This window comes from Ensifer sp. GW101-20A05 (genome assembly GCF_059424735.1).
The window spans coordinates 162,052-180,081 of record NZ_JBWKZT010000010.1 but is presented as its reverse complement, the minus strand read 5'-3'; the positions used below and the strand labels follow the sequence as shown (position 1 = coordinate 180,081).

Sequence of the window (18,030 nt, the reverse complement as noted above, 5' to 3'; positions counted from 1 at the left end):
CAAAGCCCGATTTATCATCGCAATTTCATCACCATGCGTCCCGCCCTGCTCGACCCGCTCTTCTCACCGCTCGACACGCTTCCCGGCATCGGCCCGAAGATCGGCGAGCTCTATGCCAAGCTGCTCGGCCGCGAAACGATCGAGGATTGCCGTGTCGTCGATCTTGTCTTCCATGCGCCGCATTCGCTGATCGACCGTCGCCAGCAGCCCGGCATTGCCCATGCGCCGCAAGGGGTAATCGTCACCATTACCGGCCGGGTCGATCGCCATCAGCCACCGCCGCGCGGCAAACCAAACCTGCCCTACCGCGTCTTCCTGCATGACGAAACCGGCGAACTGGCGCTCACCTACTTCCGGGTCAAAGGCAATTGGCTGGAGAAATCGCTGCCGGTGGATGAGACGGTGATCGTCAGCGGCAAGGTCGACTGGTTCAACGGCCGGCCTTCGATGGTCCATCCAGACTACGCGGTCCGCGCAAGCGAGGCGGAAAACCTGCCGCTGGTCGAACCGGTCTATGGTCTGACCGCCGGACTTTCGCCCCGGACCTTGCGCAAGTCGATCGAGGCGGCTGTCGCCCGCGTCCCGGAAATGCCGGAATGGGTGGACGATGCGCTGCTCACCAAGCAGGGCTTCGCCAGTGCGGCCGAGAGTTTCCGAGCGCTGCATGATCCCCGGGATGCAACGGATATCGATCCCCAGGCACCCGCGCGCCGCCGCCTGGCCTATGACGAATTTCTTGCCGGGCAACTGTCATTGGCACTGGTCCGGCAACGTCTGCGCAAGGTCGCAGGCATTCCGGTCCATGCTACCGGCGCGCTCTCCCGCCCGGTCATCGACGCCCTTCCCTTTTCGCTGACGGCGAGCCAGTCCACGGCTATTGCCGACATCCTCAAGGATATGGCAGGCACCGAACGCATGCTGCGGCTGCTGCAGGGCGACGTCGGCTCCGGCAAGACGATGGTGGCGCTGATGGCGATGCTCGCAGCGGTCGAATCCGGCGGCCAGGCCGTGCTGATGGCACCGACGGAAATCCTCGCCCGGCAACACCATGCGACCCTTGCCAGGATGGCCGCCCCGGCCGGCATCACGATTGACGTCCTGACTGGCCGCACCAAGGGCAAGGAACGCGATGCAATCCTTGATCGCATCGCATCCGGCGAGACGCGGATGGTGATCGGTACGCACGCACTTTTCCAGGATACGGTGAACTATAGAGAATTGACGCTGGCGGTGGTGGACGAGCAGCATCGTTTCGGCGTTCACCAGCGCCTGCGCCTGACCGCCAAGGGAATCTCGCCGCATATGCTCGTCATGACGGCAACACCGATCCCGCGTACGCTGGTGCTCGCGGCCTTCGGCGACATGGATGTCTCGAAGCTGACTGAGAAGCCTGCCGGGCGGAAGCCGATCCAGACCGTGACGATTCCGACGGAGCGTACCGGCGATATCGTCGAACGGCTGGATGCAGCGCTTCGCGAAGGCAAAAAGGCCTATTGGATCTGCCCGCTTGTCGAGGAGTCGGAAGCAGTCGACGTCATGTCGGCGGAAGAGAGGTACGAAGGCCTCGCCAAACGCTTCGGCAACACCGTCGGCCTCGTACACGGTCGCATGAATGGGGCGGAGAAAGATGCAGTCATGCTCGCCTTCAAGAATGGCGAGATCCGCTTGCTGGTCGCCACCACCGTCGTGGAAGTCGGCGTCGACGTGCCCGATGCGACGATCATGGTGATCGAACATGCGGAACGCTTCGGCCTTGCCCAGCTTCATCAATTGCGCGGCCGCGTTGGCCGGGGCGATGAGGCTTCGACCTGCATCCTGCTCTACAAGGGACCGCTCAGCGAAAATGGCCGATCACGGCTCTCGATCCTGCGCGACAGCGAGGACGGCTTCCTGATCGCCGAGGAAGACTTGAAGCTGCGCGGCGAAGGCGAGTTGCTCGGCACGCGCCAGTCGGGCACGCCGGGCTTCCGCATCGCCAGCCTGGAAGCCCATGGCGACCTGTTGGAAATCGCGCGGAAGGACGCCGCCTATGTGATCGAGCGCGACCCAGATCTGACGTCGGAACGCGGTGAAGCACTCCGGACGCTGCTCTATCTCTACCGACGCGACGAGGCGATCCGCTTCCTGCGCGCCGGCTAGAGGCGAGAAAGCGTGAGCCGGTTTCCGTCCCGAAGTGTGCCTCGATGTCAGGCGGTTTTCTGCTGGCTGATCTTCAGCGGCGCGTTGGCGAGCGGCTTGTAGTCGGGCGTCACCAAGCCGCCGGAAATCAGCAGCTTGGCTGCATCTTCCGCGCTCATCTCAAGCGGTATGATCTTGTCGCGCGCAACAAACAGCAGAAAGCCGGCAGTGGGGATCGGAGTCGGTGGCAGGAACACCGCCACCATGTCCATGCCACGATCGTCGAACTTGGATGCGATCTCGCCTTTAACGTCGGTCGCAATGAACACGAGCGACCAGAGGCCGGGGCTCGGATACTCGATCAGCCCTGCCTTCTTGAAGGACGACGACTGTTCCTGCAGCACCGTCTGGAAGATCTGTTTCGTTGCCTTGTAGATCGTACGGACGAGCGGCGTTCGATTGACCAGGGACTCGGCGAAATTGACGATCGACCGACCGACGAGGTTTGCGGTCATGAAGCCGACGAACGTGATCACGAAAATGGCAACGAGCAACCCGAAGCCGGGAATGGCTACGGGCGAATAGGTGTCCGGATTGTAGAAGTTCGGCAGATACGGCTTCACCCACCCATCGGCCCAATCGATGAACGTGCGCACGAGCCAAACGGTGATCGCCACCGGTGCGCAGACGATCAGGCCGGTCAGGAAATAGTTGCGCAGCCGGGTGCCGATATAGCCGCGTTTTGAGTGTTCCGTCATGCTTCTTCCGTCTTAACCTCACTCGGCCCCAAAGGCCGGATGATAGGCGACCGTGCCAGCCGCCATCGCGCTGGAAAGAGCCAGCGCCATGAAATATTGCGGCGCACAACCGGGGAATACAAGAGCCGATTCGTTGCGGAAACCGAACTTTTGATAATAGGCAGGATCGCCGACGACGACGCAGCCAGAGGCACCCTCGGCACGCAGCCATTCGAGGCCCTCGCGGATCAACTGCCTGCCGATGCCCTGTGCCTGAACGTCCGGCTTGACCGACACAGGCCCAAGCCCGAACCAGCCGGATTCTGCCGGCGTCAGAGTGACGGGCGAGAAGGCGACGTGCCCGACAATCTCGTCGTTCATCTCGGCAACCAAAGACACGCTGAGCGCCCCGGCTTCGCGCAGGCGTTCGATGATGAGGGGCTCGCTCTGATCACTGTGCGGATGCCCTTCGAAGGCGGCCGCGGTCACCTCGCGGATCCCCTTCTCATCTCCTGGGCGCTCATGCCGGACGTAGATCACTCAACGGTCACCGATTTGGCGAGGTTGCGGGGCTGGTCGACGTCTGTGCCCATGAACACCGCGGTGTGGTAGGCAAGCAGCTGGATCGGCAGAGAAAAGATCATCGGCGCGACGACCTCGTCGACATTTGGCAGCACGATCGTCGCCATCGTTTCGAGCTTGGAGGCGGCGGCCCCCTTCTCGTCGGTGATCAGGATGATCCGGCCACCGCGCGCAGCCACTTCCTGCATGTTGGAGACCGTCTTCTCATAGAAGCGGTCGTGCGGCGCGATGACGATGACCGGCATGTTTTCATCGATCAGCGCGATCGGTCCATGCTTCAGCTCGCCGGCGGCATAACCTTCGGCGTGGATATAGGAGATCTCCTTGAGCTTCAGCGCGCCTTCCATCGCCAGCGGGAAGCTGGTGCCGCGGCCGAGATAGAGCACGTCGCGGCACTTCGACAGCTCGCGCGACAGAAGCTCGATCTGCGGCTGGATCGCGTTCAGCACCTGGCCCATGATACGCGGCATTTCGGCGAGAGAGCGAACCAGCACCTGCTCCTCGTCTGCACTGACCGTGCCGCGGGCGCGTCCGGCGCCGATCGCGAGCGACGCCAGCACCGCGAGCTGGCAGGTGAAGGCCTTGGTGGAGGCGACACCGATCTCCGGACCGGCGAGGATCGGGAACACGGCGTCCGACTCGCGGGCGATCGTCGATTCGCGCGTATTGACGACGGCGCCGATCTTTAAGCCCAGCTCCTTGCAATAGCGCAGCGAAGCCAGCGTGTCGGCAGTTTCGCCCGACTGCGAGATGAACAGTGCTGCCGACTGCGGCGACAACGGGATTTCGCGATAGCGGAACTCGGAAGCGACGTCGATTTCCACCGGCAGGCGGGCATAGCGCTCGAACCAGTATTTGCCGACGAGGCCGGCAAGATAGGCCGTGCCGCAAGCGGAGATTGCGAGACTCGGAACCTTGGCAAAATCGATCGTGTCGCCGAGTGCCTTGATGCGGTTGCCGGCAAAATCGACGTAGTGACTGAGCGCGTGCGCGATCACCTCCGGCTGCTCATAGATCTCCTTCTCCATGAAATGCCGGTGGTTGCCCTTGTCGATCATATAGGCGGCGGCCGACGAGATCTGCCGCGGACGGTCGATGGCATTGCCGGCGAGATCGAAGATATGCACGCCGTTTGCGCCGATCACCGCCCAGTCACCATCGATCAGATAGGTGATCTCGTTGGTGAAGGGCGAAAGCGCGATCGCGTCGGAGCCGAGGAACATCTCGCCCTTGCCGTGGCCGATCGCCAGCGGCGGTCCGTTGCGCGCCGCCATGATCGTCGACGGGTCGTCCTCAAAGAGCACGGCGAGCGCATATGCGCCGGTGACCCGCTTGAGCATCGCATGCATCGCCTCGCGCCGGCCAAGGCCCTCGCGGCGGAACCTGGAGAGCAGATGTGCCACGACCTCGGTGTCGGTGTCCGTCTCGAACTTGGCGCCGTCGGCGATCAGTTCGTCCTTCAAATCGGCAAAGTTCTCAATGATGCCGTTGTGGACGACGGCGACACCGTCGGTGAAGTGCGGATGGGCGTTGCGCTCGGTCGGCGCGCCATGGGTCGCCCAACGCGTGTGCGCAATGCCGATCGTGCCGGCGAGCGGCTCTTCGCGAAGCCGGATCTCGAGATTGACGAGCTTGCCCTCGGCACGCCGGCGCTCCAACGCTCCACCATTGATGGTCGCAACGCCGGCGGAATCATAGCCGCGGTATTCGAGGCGCTTCAGCGCATCAACCAGGCGCTCCGATACCGGCTGGTTGCCAACGATGCCAACAATACCGCACATAGTCGTCTCCGATTTGTCCCCGCGCCCGTTGTGGCGCCTCAGCCGATAAGGGCGGATGTCCCGCCCGTTGCGCTGCCTTGGTAAAGCATTTGTCGAGCGAGGCAATCCGCCCCGATTTCACTTTCGGTTTCAGTATTTAACGCTCCGCAGGCTTCCTTGAATCGCAACCGATTCAGGCAAGAAAACCTGCAGCAATCAAAGCGCTACAGCGACCTTTGCGCATCCGATAAGGCGCGCGGCGCTGTAGATCTATTCGGCCGTTTTCGCAGCTTTCTTGGCCGCCTTCACAGCCAGGTAGCGCTCGCGCAGCAGCCGCGCCCGACCCGGCTTGATCTCCTGGCGCGCGCGGCCGAAGGCAACGGCATCGGCCGGAACATCCTCGGTAATCACGCTGCCCGAGGCGACCAGGGCGCCATCGCCGATCGTCACCGGTGCGACCAGCGACGAATTCGACCCGATGAAGGCATCTTCGCCGATGCGGGTCTCATGCTTGTTCACGCCATCATAGTTGCAGGTGATCGTACCGGCCCCGATGTTCGAACCCGCGCCGACGAAGGCGTCGCCGATATAGGTCAGGTGGTTGACCTTGGCGCCGGCGCCGATCTCCGCCTTCTTGACCTCGCAGAAGTTGCCGACCTTGGACTTTTCGCCAAGATCGGCGCCCGGGCGCAGCCGAGCAAAGGGACCAACTGTCGCCCCTGCCCGGACCGTCGCGCCCTCGACATGCGAGAAAGCGTGGATGATCGCACCGCTCTCGACGCGCGCGCCGGGACCGAAGACGACATTCGGCTCGACCAGCACATCCTGCTCAAGCACCGTATCCCAGGCGAGGAACACCGTTTCCGGCGCGATCATCGATACGCCCGACAACATCAGCTCGTGGCGCCGCCGCTGCTGCCAGAGCCGCTCGATGAAGGCGAGTTCGGCGCGTGTGTTGCAGCCGGTCAGTTCCTCCTCAGGAGCCTCGACGGCGATCGCCCGCCCGCCGATCTCGCGCACGATCTCGACGAGATCCGTCAGGTAATATTCGCCCTTGACGTTGGCGTTGCCGATGCGCCCGAGGAGATCGAGCGCCTTGCGGCCGTCGATCGCCATCAGTCCACCGTTGCAATAGGTGATGCGGCGTTCTTCGTCGGTCGCATCCTTATGCTCGCGAATGGCGAGCAAGGCACCGTCCTTGACGATTAGACGTCCATACCCGCTCGGATCCGCCGCCTCGAAGCCGATCACCACCACGTCGTTGCCGGCGGCAAGGCCATCACGTGCGGCCTTCAGCGGCTCCGGCTTGATCAGCGGCGTATCACCGAAGACGACGAGAATATCGTCATAGCCTTTCGCTATGGCGTCACGCGCGGCCAGCACTGCATGACCCGTGCCCAGCCGTTCCTTCTGCAGATAGGAAGAGACCGACACGCCGCCGACATCGGCCGCCGCCGAAACCGATTCCGCATCACGACCGACCACCAGGGCGATATCGGAAATCGAAGCGCTTGCCAGCGCCTGGACGACATGAGCGATCATCGGCCGGCCGGCGACCGGATGCAGCACCTTCGACATGGACGATTTCATCCGCGTGCTTTCACCCGCAGCCAGAATGATGGCCAGGCACGTCCGTTCCATACAATAGTCTCCTTGGTCTTTCCGAGGCCGACGCCCCCTGCACAATTTCTTAAATCGAAATCGCCTCAAGTACAAAATCACGCACGATTCGGCGCTGTGGTATCGCCAAGATATTGCGAGAAGCATAATTCTCACAATCACGTCGCATTAACCGGCTTAAAACCGGATGATGGCATAAGAAGGCGCGGAGCCTGTGTCAGCAAGCAGTGCGGGTGCATCGCTCCCCGGGGGGAACGAAACCGCAATGCATAGCCGCACCGAACTGGATGTACAGGCACGACAGGCGAGCGTGGCCCTCACCTTCGTCCGCTCACCATTGTTCTTGCTTGTCGTCACCCTCGGCGTGCTCGCGCTCCTGCTCTCCATCACGATCCGGCAGCCGATCGGCCCGATGTTCTGGGATCACTACCTTTATCTCGATGCCGCCAACCGCATACGAGACGGGCAAGTGCCGTCAGTCGACTTCTTCACGCCCGTTGGCGCGCTTGGCTACTACCTGTTCACGGGTCTCCAGGGCATCTTTCCCAACGGCCAGCCGTTGCTGCTGGCGAGCTGGTGCTTGCTGCTCGTCACCGGGCCGGCGATCGCGCTCGTCGTCTTCGACGTGCAAAAGCGCTCTGCGCTCCTTGCCTATGCGATCCTGCTGCCGTTCCTGGTCTTCTCGGTGGTGCCGTTCAACACCGGCGATTTCTACCCCTACCCCGGCTCCGATGGCTTCGGCATTTACAACCGCCAGGTCTGCCAGCTCCTCTACGTGCTGGCAGCGGCATTGGTTCATGTTCGCGACCGTCGTATTCTCGTGGTCGTCGTTGCAGCGGCGATGGCCGCTCTCTTTTTCGTGAAGATCACGGGCGTTATCGCTGGCACAGTTCTTTGCCTAGTGGCATTTGCCGCAGGCCGTATCCCCTTCAAATCAGCGGTAGCCGTAGCGTTGCTGTTCTTCGCCGTGCTGGCCGTGGTCGAGATTTCGATGGGCGCGGTGTCTGCCTATATCGACGACATCCTTGCGCTGCTGGCCGTCAATGACGGCAGCCTGTTGCCGCGTCTGCTGCAGGCGGCGTCGCTCAATGCCGGCCTGCTGATTCCGGCCGGACTGCTCGCGCTGGTGCTTTTCGTGGCGCACCTTCTGTCCTTTGCGCGGTCCTTGCGACAGCTTGGCGGGAACCCCTCTGCATCGGCACTCGCGGACGTCTTCGACCAATCGTTTCTTTGGCTGGCGGCCTTCGTTTTCGCCGGCATTCTTTTCGAAAGCCAGAACACCGGCAGCCAGGCCTTTATCTTTCTGCTGCCTTTGCTGCTCAAGATCGTTGTCGACGAGGTCAGCGGTGCCGCGCCCAAGCCACGTGCGATCACAGTGGCCATTCTTGCCCTGGCGGCCGCCCTGCCGCCGGCCAGCGCCATTGTTCAAAAGAGCGCTCGCGCCTGGATCGGCGCCGTCAACAATGTGCCGCTCGAGAGCCGAAACCTCAAAACGATGGGGGCAGTCAATCTACGGCCGATTCTCGCACTGCGCGCCGAGCGCCTGCGCGATATCTATGCGGCGCATCGCCCCACATTCGATGCCATGGCGGATGCCGGCGAGCTACCGTCTTTCCTGCTTTACAGCGATTTCGATTTCCAGGCCGGCTGGCTGACCAATGTGGATGAAGCCATCGATGCGATGCGCGCCTATGAAACGGCAAATGGCGTACGTTTCGAGACGATCCTCAACGTCGATTTCACCAATCCTTTTCCCTGGCTGATGGATCGCCGCGCGCCGGAACATGTCGCCATCGGTGCCGATCCGTTCCGTGCTGTCCCTCCGCCGGATGAAAATGTCCGCGCCGCTATCCGGTCACTCGACATCGCGCTCGTACCGACTTGTCCGGTCACCAACGTAAACCGCATGCTGCTTTCGCTCTATCAGCCGAGCCTCGAGCCCGGCCACACCCGAGTGATGCTGACGAAATGCTATGACGCCTTCATCCGCAATGAATTAAAGGCCGCGGCGCCCGCCGCCAGTGGCTCTTGAGATCTGACGATTAGGCTTCGGGCCGGAGACGGCTTTCGGTCAAAAGCCCGCTCTCCTCCAGGATCGGATAGGCGACGGACGCGATATGCGCGTTGACGCGCTTGAGATCGCGCAGCATGTCGAGATGCAGCGAGCTGGTCTGCAGGCTTTGAACCAGCCCGTCGCGCAACCGCTCGATGTGCCGCTCGGCCGAACGCTTCTCCATGTGGCGAACGCTCACCTTCACCTCGATGAGCTGGCGGGCGAGATCGGCATTGCGACTGACGAAGATGGATTGGGCAACGCGAAGATTGTCGATCGTAAGATTGAACAGGCTTTTCAGCTCCTGATAACCTTCCTCCGAGAACTTCAGACCGTTGTTGACCTTCTTGGCGATCTCATCGCAGAGCCCCTTCTCGATGATGTCGCCCATATGCTCGAGGTTGATGGCGTAGTCGATGATGACGATCGAGCGCCGGCCGTCTTCCTGGCTCAAACCATCGCGCCCCAAGCGCGACAGGAAGATCTTCACTTCCTGCTGTAGCTGGTCGACCTGTTTTTCGAACTTGGCGATGTCGCGAATATCGGAGAGATCGTTGTTCTCGAAAGCATTGGCTGCGCGCATCAGCATCATCTCGACCAGGTCGCCCACGCGCAGCACCTCGCGGGTCGCTCCGGAAAGCGCCATGACCGGGGTGTGCAGGGCATTTTCGTCGAGATAGCGCGGCCCGCTCTCTTCCGTCTCCGTATCGGGAATGAAGCGGACCATCAGTTGCGACAATAGCCCGGCAAAAGGCCAGGCGAGGATCGCGACGGCGAGATTGAAGGCAAGATGGATATCGACGGGCAGGTTCTGGCGCGGCAGCGGCAGGCTCTGCAGGAACTCGACGCTCATGCTGGTCAGCGGCAGCGCAATCAAACAGCCGACCGCACGAATGACGAGATTGCCGAGAGTGACGCGGCGCGCGGACGGGGCAGAAGCCAGGGTCGCCATGACCGGCGGGATCGCTCCTCCAAGGTTCGCGCCAAGCACGAGCGCCACCGTCAGCCCCACGGTGAGAATGCCCGCAGACGAAAGCGACAGGACCAGCATGACGACCGCCAGGCTGGAAGATGAAGCGAAGGCAAGCCCGGCAGATATGATGAGCGCGACGGGCCAGGCGCTGTCGAGCATGCCGAGAAACGCGGCGAGCGCCGGAGAATCACGCATCGGCTCGGTCGCCGAGCCCAGCAGATGCAACGACAGCAGCATGAGGCCGATGCCGACAAAGGCCGCCCCGAGACCCTGGCGGGCGTTCGAGCGGCTGGCACGGTGCAGAACTACGCCGACGAGGATCACGAGCGGCGACAGCCACTCGATGCCGGTCGCGACGATCCAGGCGGTCATGGCTGTCCCGACATTGGCCCCGAGAAGCACGATCTGCGCCATGCGCGAGCGCACGAGCCCCTTCTCCACGAAGGAAGCGGTCATCAAGGCGGTGGCCGTCGAACTCTGCAGGGCCAGCGTCGCCACAAGTCCGGTCGCGAACGAGCGTACGGCCCCGTTGGTTCCTTGGGCGAGACCGGCGCGCAAGCGCGCACCGAAGGCGCGTGTCACGCCGTCCTTGACGAGCGACAGGCCGAAGAGCAGCAGTGCGACTGCTCCAAAAAGATTGACCATCACGATTGTCGACTGCATGGCATGCCTTCCTGCGGGGTCTTCAGAATCGCCCCTTACCGTGCAACAGAAGCACAGTTCCAAGGCGTATTCGACACAATCTGACAGATAAATTTCAATTGCCGGCTAATGAATCCGACATGGATTGTACCGCGCGCGCCCGATGGGCTGGCGGGCTGACCGGCGATCTCACGCGCGCGCTGCAATGCGCCGGTGGCAACCATTGAAAACCGGGCGATCGGGATCGACCAACGATCCCGTGAGCGTGCGCAATTTGCGGCAAACAACCCTTCATTTCCTGTTTCGTTTGTTTTAAGGAACGAATTCGTTTTGGCCAATGGCCGCCGCATTGCAACGAGGTTTCTGCCCCCATGCTCGAATTCCTGAGAACTGCCGCCCAGACCTGGGTTGTCAAAGGCCTGCTAGTCATTCTCGTGCTGTCGTTCATGGTGTGGGGCGGCTCATCTCTGACGATGACGAACCAATCGGATGCGGTGGTGGTCGTCGGCGACGTCAAGGTCAAGGCGCCGGAGTTCCGGCTTACCTATGAAACCATGCTGGCTCAGGCCTCCCGCCAGCTCGGCACGCGGCTGACGCCACAACAGGCACGCGCCTTCGGCATCGAACAGCGGGTCTATTCGCAGGTCGTCGCCGGCGCTGCTCTCGACCAGCTTGCAGACGACATGAACCTCGGGCTGTCGCAGGACCGGCTGGCCAAGCTGATCGCCGACGATCCGGCGTTCCACAGCGTCAACGGCCAGTTCGACCGTCTGACGTTCTCCAGCGTTCTGCGCAACGCCGGCCTGCGCGAACAGGACTACATCAACAGCCAGAGCCAGACCGCGATCCGTTCGCAGATCGTCGATGCCCTCTCGGACGGTTATGCCGCTCCCAAGGTGCTGACCGACGCGATCGGCGCCTACCGCCACGAAAAGCGGACGGTCGACTACCTGCTGCTCTCGAACGCCAATATCGACGCTGTGAAGGCACCGGGCGACGACGTGTTGACGCCCTGGTACGATGGCCGCAAGGCAAACTATCGCGCCCCCGAATACCGCAAGGTCAGCTATGTAAAGCTCGAGCCGGTCGACGTCGCCGACACCGCAGCCGTGACGGAAGATGAGATGCGCACCGAGTATGACCGGCGCAAGGAGAGCTTCCGCACCGTTGCGACGCGGACCATCGAGCAGCTTACCTTCCCGTCGCGTGCAGCGGCTGACGCCGCAGCGGCCAAGCTCTCGTCCGGCACGAGCTTCGACGATCTGGTGAAAGCCGAAGGCAAGACGTCGGCCGACGTTCTTCTCGGCGAATTCTCCAAGGATCGCGTGCCCGATGCCAAGGTCGCCGAGGCGGCCTTCGCAGTTGCCGCAGACGGCGGCGTATCTCCGGTTGTCGACGGCGCCTTCGGCCCGGTCATTCTCCGCGTGACGAATATCCGGCCGGAAGCGGTGCGCAGCTTCGACGAAGTCAAGGAAGAGCTGCGCAAGGACATCGCGCTTTCCGCGGCGAGCGAAGAAGTCATGCGCCTCCACGACAAGATCGAGGACGAGCGCGCTTCCGGGGCTCCGATCAAGGAAGTGGCCGACCAGCTCAAGCTGAAGCTGGTGACCATCGATGCGATCGATGCAACCGGCAAGGACAAGAACGGCGACGACGTTGCCGGTCTGCCGGAGCAGGCAGCCCTTCTGCAGGAAGTCTTCAAGGCGGATGTCGGCGCAGAAACCCTGCCGGTGAATGTCGGCCGCGACGGCTATGTCTGGTTCGACCTCGATGAAGTTACCCCCGCGCGTGATCGCACGCTGGACGAGGCTCGCGACGAAGTCGGCGCCGACTGGATGGCAGAACAGCAGCGCGCAGCACTTGCCAAGAAGGCCGGTGAGCTGAAGCAGCGTCTCGCGCAGGGTGCAAAGCTTGCCGACATTGCCAATGAACTCGGCCTCGCCGTCGAAACGAAGTCCGGCCTGATGCGCTCCACTTCGGACGCCGCCCTTAGCCCGGCGGCTGTCGTCGCTGCCTTCTCGGGCCCGAACGGTCTTGTCACCAACGCTGCCGGCATCGGTGGCGAGGGACAGGTGCTCTTGCAGGTGACGGCGGTCGAGGATGGCGGCCCGACGGATGCCCTGCAGGACGATAGCCGTCAGATCGAGGCTCTGGCCAGCGTCAGCGGTGCAGATATTGTCGATCAAATGGTCGCCACGCTGCAGGCCGCTTATGGCGTGACGATCAACCAGACGCTCGGCGAAACCGCAATTGCGCAACGATAGGCTTCGAGGAAACAAACGATGAGTGATCTGAAGCCATTCGTCGCCAAGGTGGCCGCCCGTGAGGCGCTGAACCGCGAAGACGCGCGTGCCGCCTTCGAAATCATCATGTCGGGGGCCGCGACGCCATCGCAGATCGGTGGCTTCCTGATGGCGCTGCGCGTGCGCGGCGAAACGGTCGATGAGATCGTCGGCGCGGTCGGCGCCATGCGTGCCCGCATGCTGCCGGTCGATGCACCTGATGATGCCATCGATATCGTCGGAACCGGCGGCGACGGCGCCGGCACCTACAACATCTCGACGCTCGCTTCGCTCATCGTCGCCGGCGCCGGTGTACCGGTTGCCAAGCACGGCAACCGCGCGCTGAGCTCGAAGTCGGGCACCGCCGATGCGCTCTCGTGCCTCGGCGTCAAGCTCGACATCGGCCCCGAAGCTATCTCGCAGTGCATTCGCGAGGCGGGCGTCGGCTTCATGTTCGCACAGCAGCATCATTCGGCAATGCGCCACGTCGGCCCAACGCGGGTGGAGCTTGGCACGCGCACGATATTCAACTTGCTCGGCCCGCTCTCCAATCCGGCGGGCGTCAAGCGACAGCTGGTCGGCGTCTATGCGCCGCAGTGGGTACAGCCGCTCGCGGAAGTGCTGCGCGATCTCGGTTCCAAAAATGTCTGGGTCGTTCACGGCGAAGGCCTCGACGAGATCACCACGACCGGGACGACGCAGGTCGCTGCCCTCGAAGACGGCAAGATCTCGACTTTCACGCTGACGCCGGCCGATTTCGGCCTTCCTACGGTGACGCTCGATGTACTGAAAGGCGGCGACGGCGCGCACAATGCCGTTGCGCTCCAGGCCGTGCTCGATGGCGCCGAGAACCCCTATCGGGACATTTCCCTTGCCAATGCGGCCGCATCGCTGATGATAGCCGGACGGGCGAAAGACCTCGGCGAGGGCATGGCGCTCGCCCGCCAGTCGCTTTCGAGCGGCGGCGCCAAGATGGCGCTGCAGCGCCTGATCAGCGTTTCGAACGCAGCCTGAAGAAGGATCGGCAACGATGACGGATATCCTGCGCAAGATCGAAGCCTACAAGCGCGACGAGATCGCGGCCGCGAAAGCACAGACGCCGCTTTCCGAACTCAAGGCGCATATTGCCGAACAGTCTGCGCCGCGTGGCTTTCACTCAGCGCTCACCGCGCGCAGGGCCGGCGGCACATTCGGGCTGATCGCGGAGATCAAGAAGGCGAGCCCATCCAAGGGGCTCATTCGTCCGGACTTCGACCCGCCGGCGCTTGCCAAGGCCTACGAAGCTGGTGGTGCCGCCTGTCTCTCGGTACTCACGGATGCGCCGAGCTTTCAAGGTGCACCGGCCTTTCTGGAAGCCGCACGCGCGGCCTGCGGCCTGCCGGCACTGCGCAAGGACTTCATGTTCGAAAGCTACCAGGTGTTCGAGGCTCGGGCCTGGGGCGCGGACTGCATCCTGCTGATCATGGCTTCGCTCAGCGACGACGACGCCCGCCGCCTTGAAGATGCGGCCTTCGAGCTTGGCATGGATGTGCTGATCGAAGTGCACGACGCCGAGGAAATGGAACGGGCGCTCAAGCTCGCCTCCCCCCTCGTCGGCATCAACAACCGCAATTTGCGCACCTTCGAGGTCAACCTCGCCGTCTCGGAGCAGCTAGCAGGCATGGTCCCTTCCGACCGGCTGCTGGTCGGCGAAAGCGGCATCTTCACCCATGAGGATTGCCAGCGCCTGGAAAAGAGCGGCATCACCACCTTCCTCGTCGGCGAAAGCCTGATGCGCAAGAGCGATGTGGAAGCGGCCACGCGTACCCTGCTGACCGGCGCTGCAAACACATTGGCGGCCGAGTGATGGGTAAGCCGACGCTCACGCATCTTGGTGGCAGCGGCGAAGCGAACATGGTGGATGTCGGCGAAAAGGCCGAGACGGTGCGCATTGCGGTCGCCGAGGGCCATGTGCGCATGAAGGCGGAAACGCTGACGCTCATTCTCGAAGGCGATGCGAAGAAGGGCGATGTCATCGGCACCGCGCGGCTCGCCGGCATCATGGCCGCCAAGCAGACCGCCAATCTCATCCCGCTCTGCCACCCGCTGATGCTGACGAAGGTTGCCGTTGACATCACGCCCGACCCCACGCTTCCCGGCCTCCGGGTCGAGGCACTCGCCAAACTCACCGGCCGCACGGGCGTCGAGATGGAAGCGTTGACGGCTGTGAGCGTCGCGTGCCTTACCATCTACGATATGGCGAAGGCCGCAGATCGGGAAATGGAGATCGGCGGGATCCGGGTGGTCAGCAAGTCCGGCGGTCGGTCCGGCGATTTTCGGCGCGAAGGGAACTGAGGTCATGTCGCTGCTGTCCGTCGAAGATGCACTCGACCGAATTCTCGACAGCGCAACCCCGAGACCACTGGCAGAGCGTGTCGATCTTCACGACGCTGTCGGCCGCGTCCTTGCCGAGGATATCTCGGCACTCGTCACTCATCCCGCCTTCGACAATTCGGCGATGGACGGCTATGCGGTTCGCCATCAGGATATCGAGACCGCTGGCGCGGAACTTATTGTGATCGGCCAATCGGCTGCCGGCCATGGCTTCAAGGGAGAGGTGGGGCCTGGAGAGGCCGTCCGCATCTTCACCGGAGCCCCCCTGCCCGCCGGTGCCGATACGGTGATCATCCAGGAAGATACCGAGCGCCGGCCGGAAGACCGGATCCGCACCAAGTTCGTGCCCGGCAAGGGCCGCCATATCCGCTTGGCCGGACAGGACTTCGCTCAGGACGAAAAGGCGCTATCGGCTGGTAACCTACTCGATGCCGGGCGACTGACGCTGGCCGCGGGCATGAACCACGCGAATCTCCCCGTTTTCAAGCGGCCGAAGATCGCAATCCTTGCGACCGGCGACGAGCTTCTGCCTCCCGGGAGCAAGCCGGGGCCGGACCAGATCATCGCCTCGAACAGCTTCGGCGTCGCGGCAATCGCGCGCGACAATGGCGCGGAGGTCATCGATCTTGGCATTGTCGCCGACGACCAGCAGGCAATCGCCGCTCAGGTCGCGCGGGCTCAAGCAGCCGATGTCGACGTGCTTGTCACGCTCGGCGGCGCGTCGGTCGGCGACCATGACCTGGTTCAGGCAACTCTACTTTCCTGCGGCATGACGCTCGACTTCTGGCGCATCGCCATGCGGCCGGGAAAGCCACTGATGGTAGGCAAGCTCGGAGCTACGACCGTGCTCGGCCTCCCCGGCAACCCGGTCTCGAGCCTCGTTTGCGCGCTGCTGTTCCTGGAGCCGCTGACACGCAAGCTCGCACAGCTACCGTTCCGCGAACGCATGACGACGGCGAAACTTGCAAGCGCCTTGCCCGCCAACGACATCAGGCAGGACTATGTGCGCGCGCGGCTCACTAAGGGTGAGGATGGTGACCTCATTGCCCATCCGTTCTCGCGGCAGGATTCGTCGATGATGAAAGTCTTTGCCCAGTCCGACTGCCTGATCGTGCGCCGGCCGCACGCTGCAGAAGCACCCCAGGGCGCATCCTGCGACATCCTCAGGCTTCGCTGAACCGCTTTGTCAATTCTGCTGGCATCCGCGGACCGGCGGACCAAGCGTCGCCGATACTGGACGGACTCATTTCTGCTCCGGAGCCGTGGCTGGTGTCATGGCGCCGACATCATAACTCTGTACAAGCAAGCTACCACCGCCGAGGACCTCCGACTACGGATGTACTAGCGGACCCGCGGTGATCTGGAAAAAGGTCGGGTTTAGCCCGGCCTTTTGCATTTGCGGCGGGTGAGGCAATCCATAGCGACGCTACCGCCTCGCGCCGAGAGCAACTGCGCCCCCGGCCCCCTCGACACGTTTCATGGACTGGATCAGTTGGCCGCTTCGTCGCTTCGGCTGACCAGGATCTTGTCGATCCGGCGTGCATCCATGTCGATTACCTCGAACCGGTAGCCGTGAGCGATGGCGATATCGCCCTCCTCCGGCGTCTTGCGCAGCTGCTGCACCAGGAAACCGGCGATTGTCTCGAAGTTACCGTCGGCATCGATGCCTTCGATGCCGATCGTCAGGTGAATTTCGTCGATCGGCGTGCGGCCGTCGACGAGGTAGCTGCCATCCTCACGCACACGGATCAGCGCGTGTTCGATGTCGTCGTAGTTCGACGGCAACACGCCGACGATCGCTTCGAGGATATCGGCGATGGTGATGATGCCTTCGGTGCTGCCATATTCGTCGACGATCATCGCCAAATTGATGCTCGACGACTTGAAGGCTTCCAGTGCCTTTAGGCAGGAAGCCGTCTCCGGCAAGGTGTGGATTTCCTTTATGTACCTGCGCACATCGAACGGACTGGAGGTCGGGGCGTTCAGGACCTCCTTCGCTAGGACGGCGCCAAGCACGTCGCCGCTCGGTCCATCGACCACCGGATAACGGGAATGGTTGAATTGGCCGATCTTGCGGCCCACCGTCTCCAGACTGTCGTTGACGTCGATGAAGCTCACCTCGGTCCGGTGGGTCATAATCGACTTCACGTTGCGGTCGCCAAGCCGGATGATGCGGCGGAGCATCTCGTGCTCCGACTTCTCGATCGCGCCGCTTTCGACACCCTCGGCCATGATCGCGTGGACTTCCTCCTCCGTTACATGGTCCGGATCATCCGGGCGCATGCCGAGGAGGCGCATGGCGACCGATGCGGCCGTTTCGAACAGATAGACGATCGGAGCCGCGATCCGCGACAGAAGATGCATCGGGCGCGCGACGAACATCGCCAGCGCTTCGGAATTCTTCAGTGCCAGTTGCTTCGGGATAAGCTCGCCGATCACGACCGAGAGGAACGTAATCAGGGTGACGACGAGCGCGACGGCGACCGTATTTCCGTAGGGATGAATCCAGGCGATTTCATCGAGGGTCGGTGCGATCTTGGCAGCGATAGTCGCACCGCCATAGGCGCCGGCCAGCGTGCCGACCAGCGTAATGCCGACCTGTACCGTGGAAAGGAATTTACCGGGATCTTCCGCCAGCCGCAGCGCAACCTCGGCGCGGGCGTTTCCCTGTTTTGCCATCTGGCGAAGCATGGGCTTGCTTGCCGAGACGATTGCCATTTCCGAGAGAGCAAAAAATGCATTAATCAAAAGCAGGACGAAAATGACAAAAAATTCGGACATGGTCTCCAGATCACCGTTGACGAAAGCCGCTCCGCTGGGAACGACCAATCACCAGATAAGGCCAGCGGGCGATCTGAGCAAGCGCAAGCATTGAAATCTATGCGATCTG

At 62.6% G+C, this 18,030-nt stretch carries 13 protein-coding genes; 7 read left to right on the top strand and 6 right to left on the bottom strand.

The genetic code is table 11. The annotated features are described in order from the left end of the window. Positions 1–33: 33 nt before the first annotated feature. Positions 34–2,139, top strand: coding sequence for an ATP-dependent DNA helicase RecG (gene recG / locus AC070A_RS23430; protein ID WP_057255934.1), 2,106 nt, complete (start codon positions 34–36; stop codon positions 2,137–2,139). A 47-nt stretch (positions 2,140–2,186) separates the two neighbouring features. Here recG and AC070A_RS23425 read toward each other — a convergent pair whose 3' ends face one another. The 4 genes from AC070A_RS23425 to glmU all read right to left on the bottom strand — a co-directional run bounded on the left by AC070A_RS23425 (position 2,187) and on the right by glmU (position 6,838). Further along, positions 2,187–2,876 carry a DUF502 domain-containing protein gene (locus AC070A_RS23425; protein WP_057255931.1) on the bottom strand — a complete coding sequence of 230 codons (690 nt, stop codon included), beginning with the start codon at positions 2,874–2,876 and terminating at the stop codon, positions 2,187–2,189. Between the two features lie 18 nt (positions 2,877–2,894). Beyond that, on the bottom strand, positions 2,895–3,392 hold the full coding sequence (locus AC070A_RS23420; RefSeq protein ID WP_057256082.1) for a GNAT family N-acetyltransferase: 498 nt from the start codon (positions 3,390–3,392) through the stop codon (positions 2,895–2,897). Next, entirely contained in the window at positions 3,392–5,218 is a 1,827-nt protein-coding gene (gene glmS / locus AC070A_RS23415) for a glutamine--fructose-6-phosphate transaminase (isomerizing) (RefSeq protein ID WP_057255929.1), read from the bottom strand. The genes AC070A_RS23420 and glmS overlap by 1 nt, the downstream gene beginning before the upstream one ends. A gap of 249 nt (positions 5,219–5,467) precedes the next feature. After that, a complete protein-coding gene (gene glmU / locus AC070A_RS23410; RefSeq protein ID WP_057255926.1) occupies positions 5,468–6,838 on the bottom strand; it encodes a bifunctional UDP-N-acetylglucosamine diphosphorylase/glucosamine-1-phosphate N-acetyltransferase GlmU in 1,371 nt (456 codons plus the stop codon). 244 nt (positions 6,839–7,082) lie between these two features. Between glmU and AC070A_RS23405 the strand changes: the two genes are divergently transcribed. Further along, on the top strand, positions 7,083–8,849 hold the full coding sequence (locus tag AC070A_RS23405; protein ID WP_057255924.1) for a hypothetical protein: 1,767 nt from the start codon (positions 7,083–7,085) through the stop codon (positions 8,847–8,849). Between the two features lie 10 nt (positions 8,850–8,859). Here the strand turns inward: AC070A_RS23405 and AC070A_RS23400 are convergent, their stop codons facing one another. After that, a complete protein-coding gene (locus AC070A_RS23400) occupies positions 8,860–10,506 on the bottom strand; it encodes a Na/Pi cotransporter family protein (protein ID WP_057255922.1) in 1,647 nt (548 codons plus the stop codon). 350 nt (positions 10,507–10,856) lie between these two features. On the opposite strand from AC070A_RS23400, the gene AC070A_RS23395 reads away from it, so the two are divergent. From AC070A_RS23395 to AC070A_RS23375, 5 genes are read left to right on the top strand one after another with little or no spacing between them, the layout of a single operon-like run. Then, complete coding sequence (locus tag AC070A_RS23395; protein WP_113737539.1) at positions 10,857–12,749, top strand: peptidylprolyl isomerase; 1,893 nt, start codon at positions 10,857–10,859, stop codon at positions 12,747–12,749. A gap of 18 nt (positions 12,750–12,767) precedes the next feature. Then, positions 12,768–13,781 carry an anthranilate phosphoribosyltransferase gene (gene trpD / locus AC070A_RS23390; RefSeq protein ID WP_057255919.1) on the top strand — a complete coding sequence of 338 codons (1,014 nt, stop codon included), beginning with the start codon at positions 12,768–12,770 and terminating at the stop codon, positions 13,779–13,781. A 16-nt stretch (positions 13,782–13,797) separates the two neighbouring features. Then, complete coding sequence (gene trpC / locus AC070A_RS23385) at positions 13,798–14,613, top strand: indole-3-glycerol phosphate synthase TrpC (RefSeq protein ID WP_057255917.1); 816 nt, start codon at positions 13,798–13,800, stop codon at positions 14,611–14,613. Then, positions 14,613–15,101: a cyclic pyranopterin monophosphate synthase MoaC gene (moaC, locus tag AC070A_RS23380; protein WP_057255914.1), complete on the top strand. Its 489-nt coding sequence runs from the start codon at positions 14,613–14,615 to the stop codon at positions 15,099–15,101. Before trpC ends, moaC begins: the two co-directional genes overlap by 1 nt. Before the next feature lie 4 nt (positions 15,102–15,105). Continuing rightward, positions 15,106–16,317 carry a molybdopterin molybdotransferase MoeA gene (locus AC070A_RS23375; protein ID WP_057255912.1) on the top strand — a complete coding sequence of 404 codons (1,212 nt, stop codon included), beginning with the start codon at positions 15,106–15,108 and terminating at the stop codon, positions 16,315–16,317. A 311-nt stretch (positions 16,318–16,628) separates the two neighbouring features. On the opposite strand, the gene AC070A_RS23370 is transcribed toward AC070A_RS23375, so the two are convergent. Beyond that, complete coding sequence (locus AC070A_RS23370; RefSeq protein WP_057255910.1) at positions 16,629–17,921, bottom strand: hemolysin family protein; 1,293 nt, start codon at positions 17,919–17,921, stop codon at positions 16,629–16,631. Positions 17,922–18,030: the final 109 nt, after the last annotated feature.

Coding starts and splice junctions, on each gene's coding strand:
- AC070A_RS23395 (WP_113737539.1), top strand. CDS start 10,857: ATGCTCGAATTCCTGAGAACTGCCGCCCAGACCTGGGTTGTCAAAGGC.
- AC070A_RS23370 (WP_057255910.1), bottom strand. CDS start 17,921: ATGTCCGAATTTTTTGTCATTTTCGTCCTGCTTTTGATTAATGCATTT.
- moaC (WP_057255914.1), top strand. CDS start 14,613: ATGGGTAAGCCGACGCTCACGCATCTTGGTGGCAGCGGCGAAGCGAAC.
- AC070A_RS23405 (WP_057255924.1), top strand. CDS start 7,083: ATGCATAGCCGCACCGAACTGGATGTACAGGCACGACAGGCGAGCGTG.
- AC070A_RS23400 (WP_057255922.1), bottom strand. CDS start 10,506: ATGCAGTCGACAATCGTGATGGTCAATCTTTTTGGAGCAGTCGCACTG.
- trpC (WP_057255917.1), top strand. CDS start 13,798: ATGACGGATATCCTGCGCAAGATCGAAGCCTACAAGCGCGACGAGATC.
- glmS (WP_057255929.1), bottom strand. CDS start 5,218: ATGTGCGGTATTGTTGGCATCGTTGGCAACCAGCCGGTATCGGAGCGC.
- AC070A_RS23375 (WP_057255912.1), top strand. CDS start 15,106: ATGTCGCTGCTGTCCGTCGAAGATGCACTCGACCGAATTCTCGACAGC.
- glmU (WP_057255926.1), bottom strand. CDS start 6,838: ATGGAACGGACGTGCCTGGCCATCATTCTGGCTGCGGGTGAAAGCACG.
- recG (WP_057255934.1), top strand. CDS start 34: ATGCGTCCCGCCCTGCTCGACCCGCTCTTCTCACCGCTCGACACGCTT.
- trpD (WP_057255919.1), top strand. CDS start 12,768: ATGAGTGATCTGAAGCCATTCGTCGCCAAGGTGGCCGCCCGTGAGGCG.
- AC070A_RS23425 (WP_057255931.1), bottom strand. CDS start 2,876: ATGACGGAACACTCAAAACGCGGCTATATCGGCACCCGGCTGCGCAAC.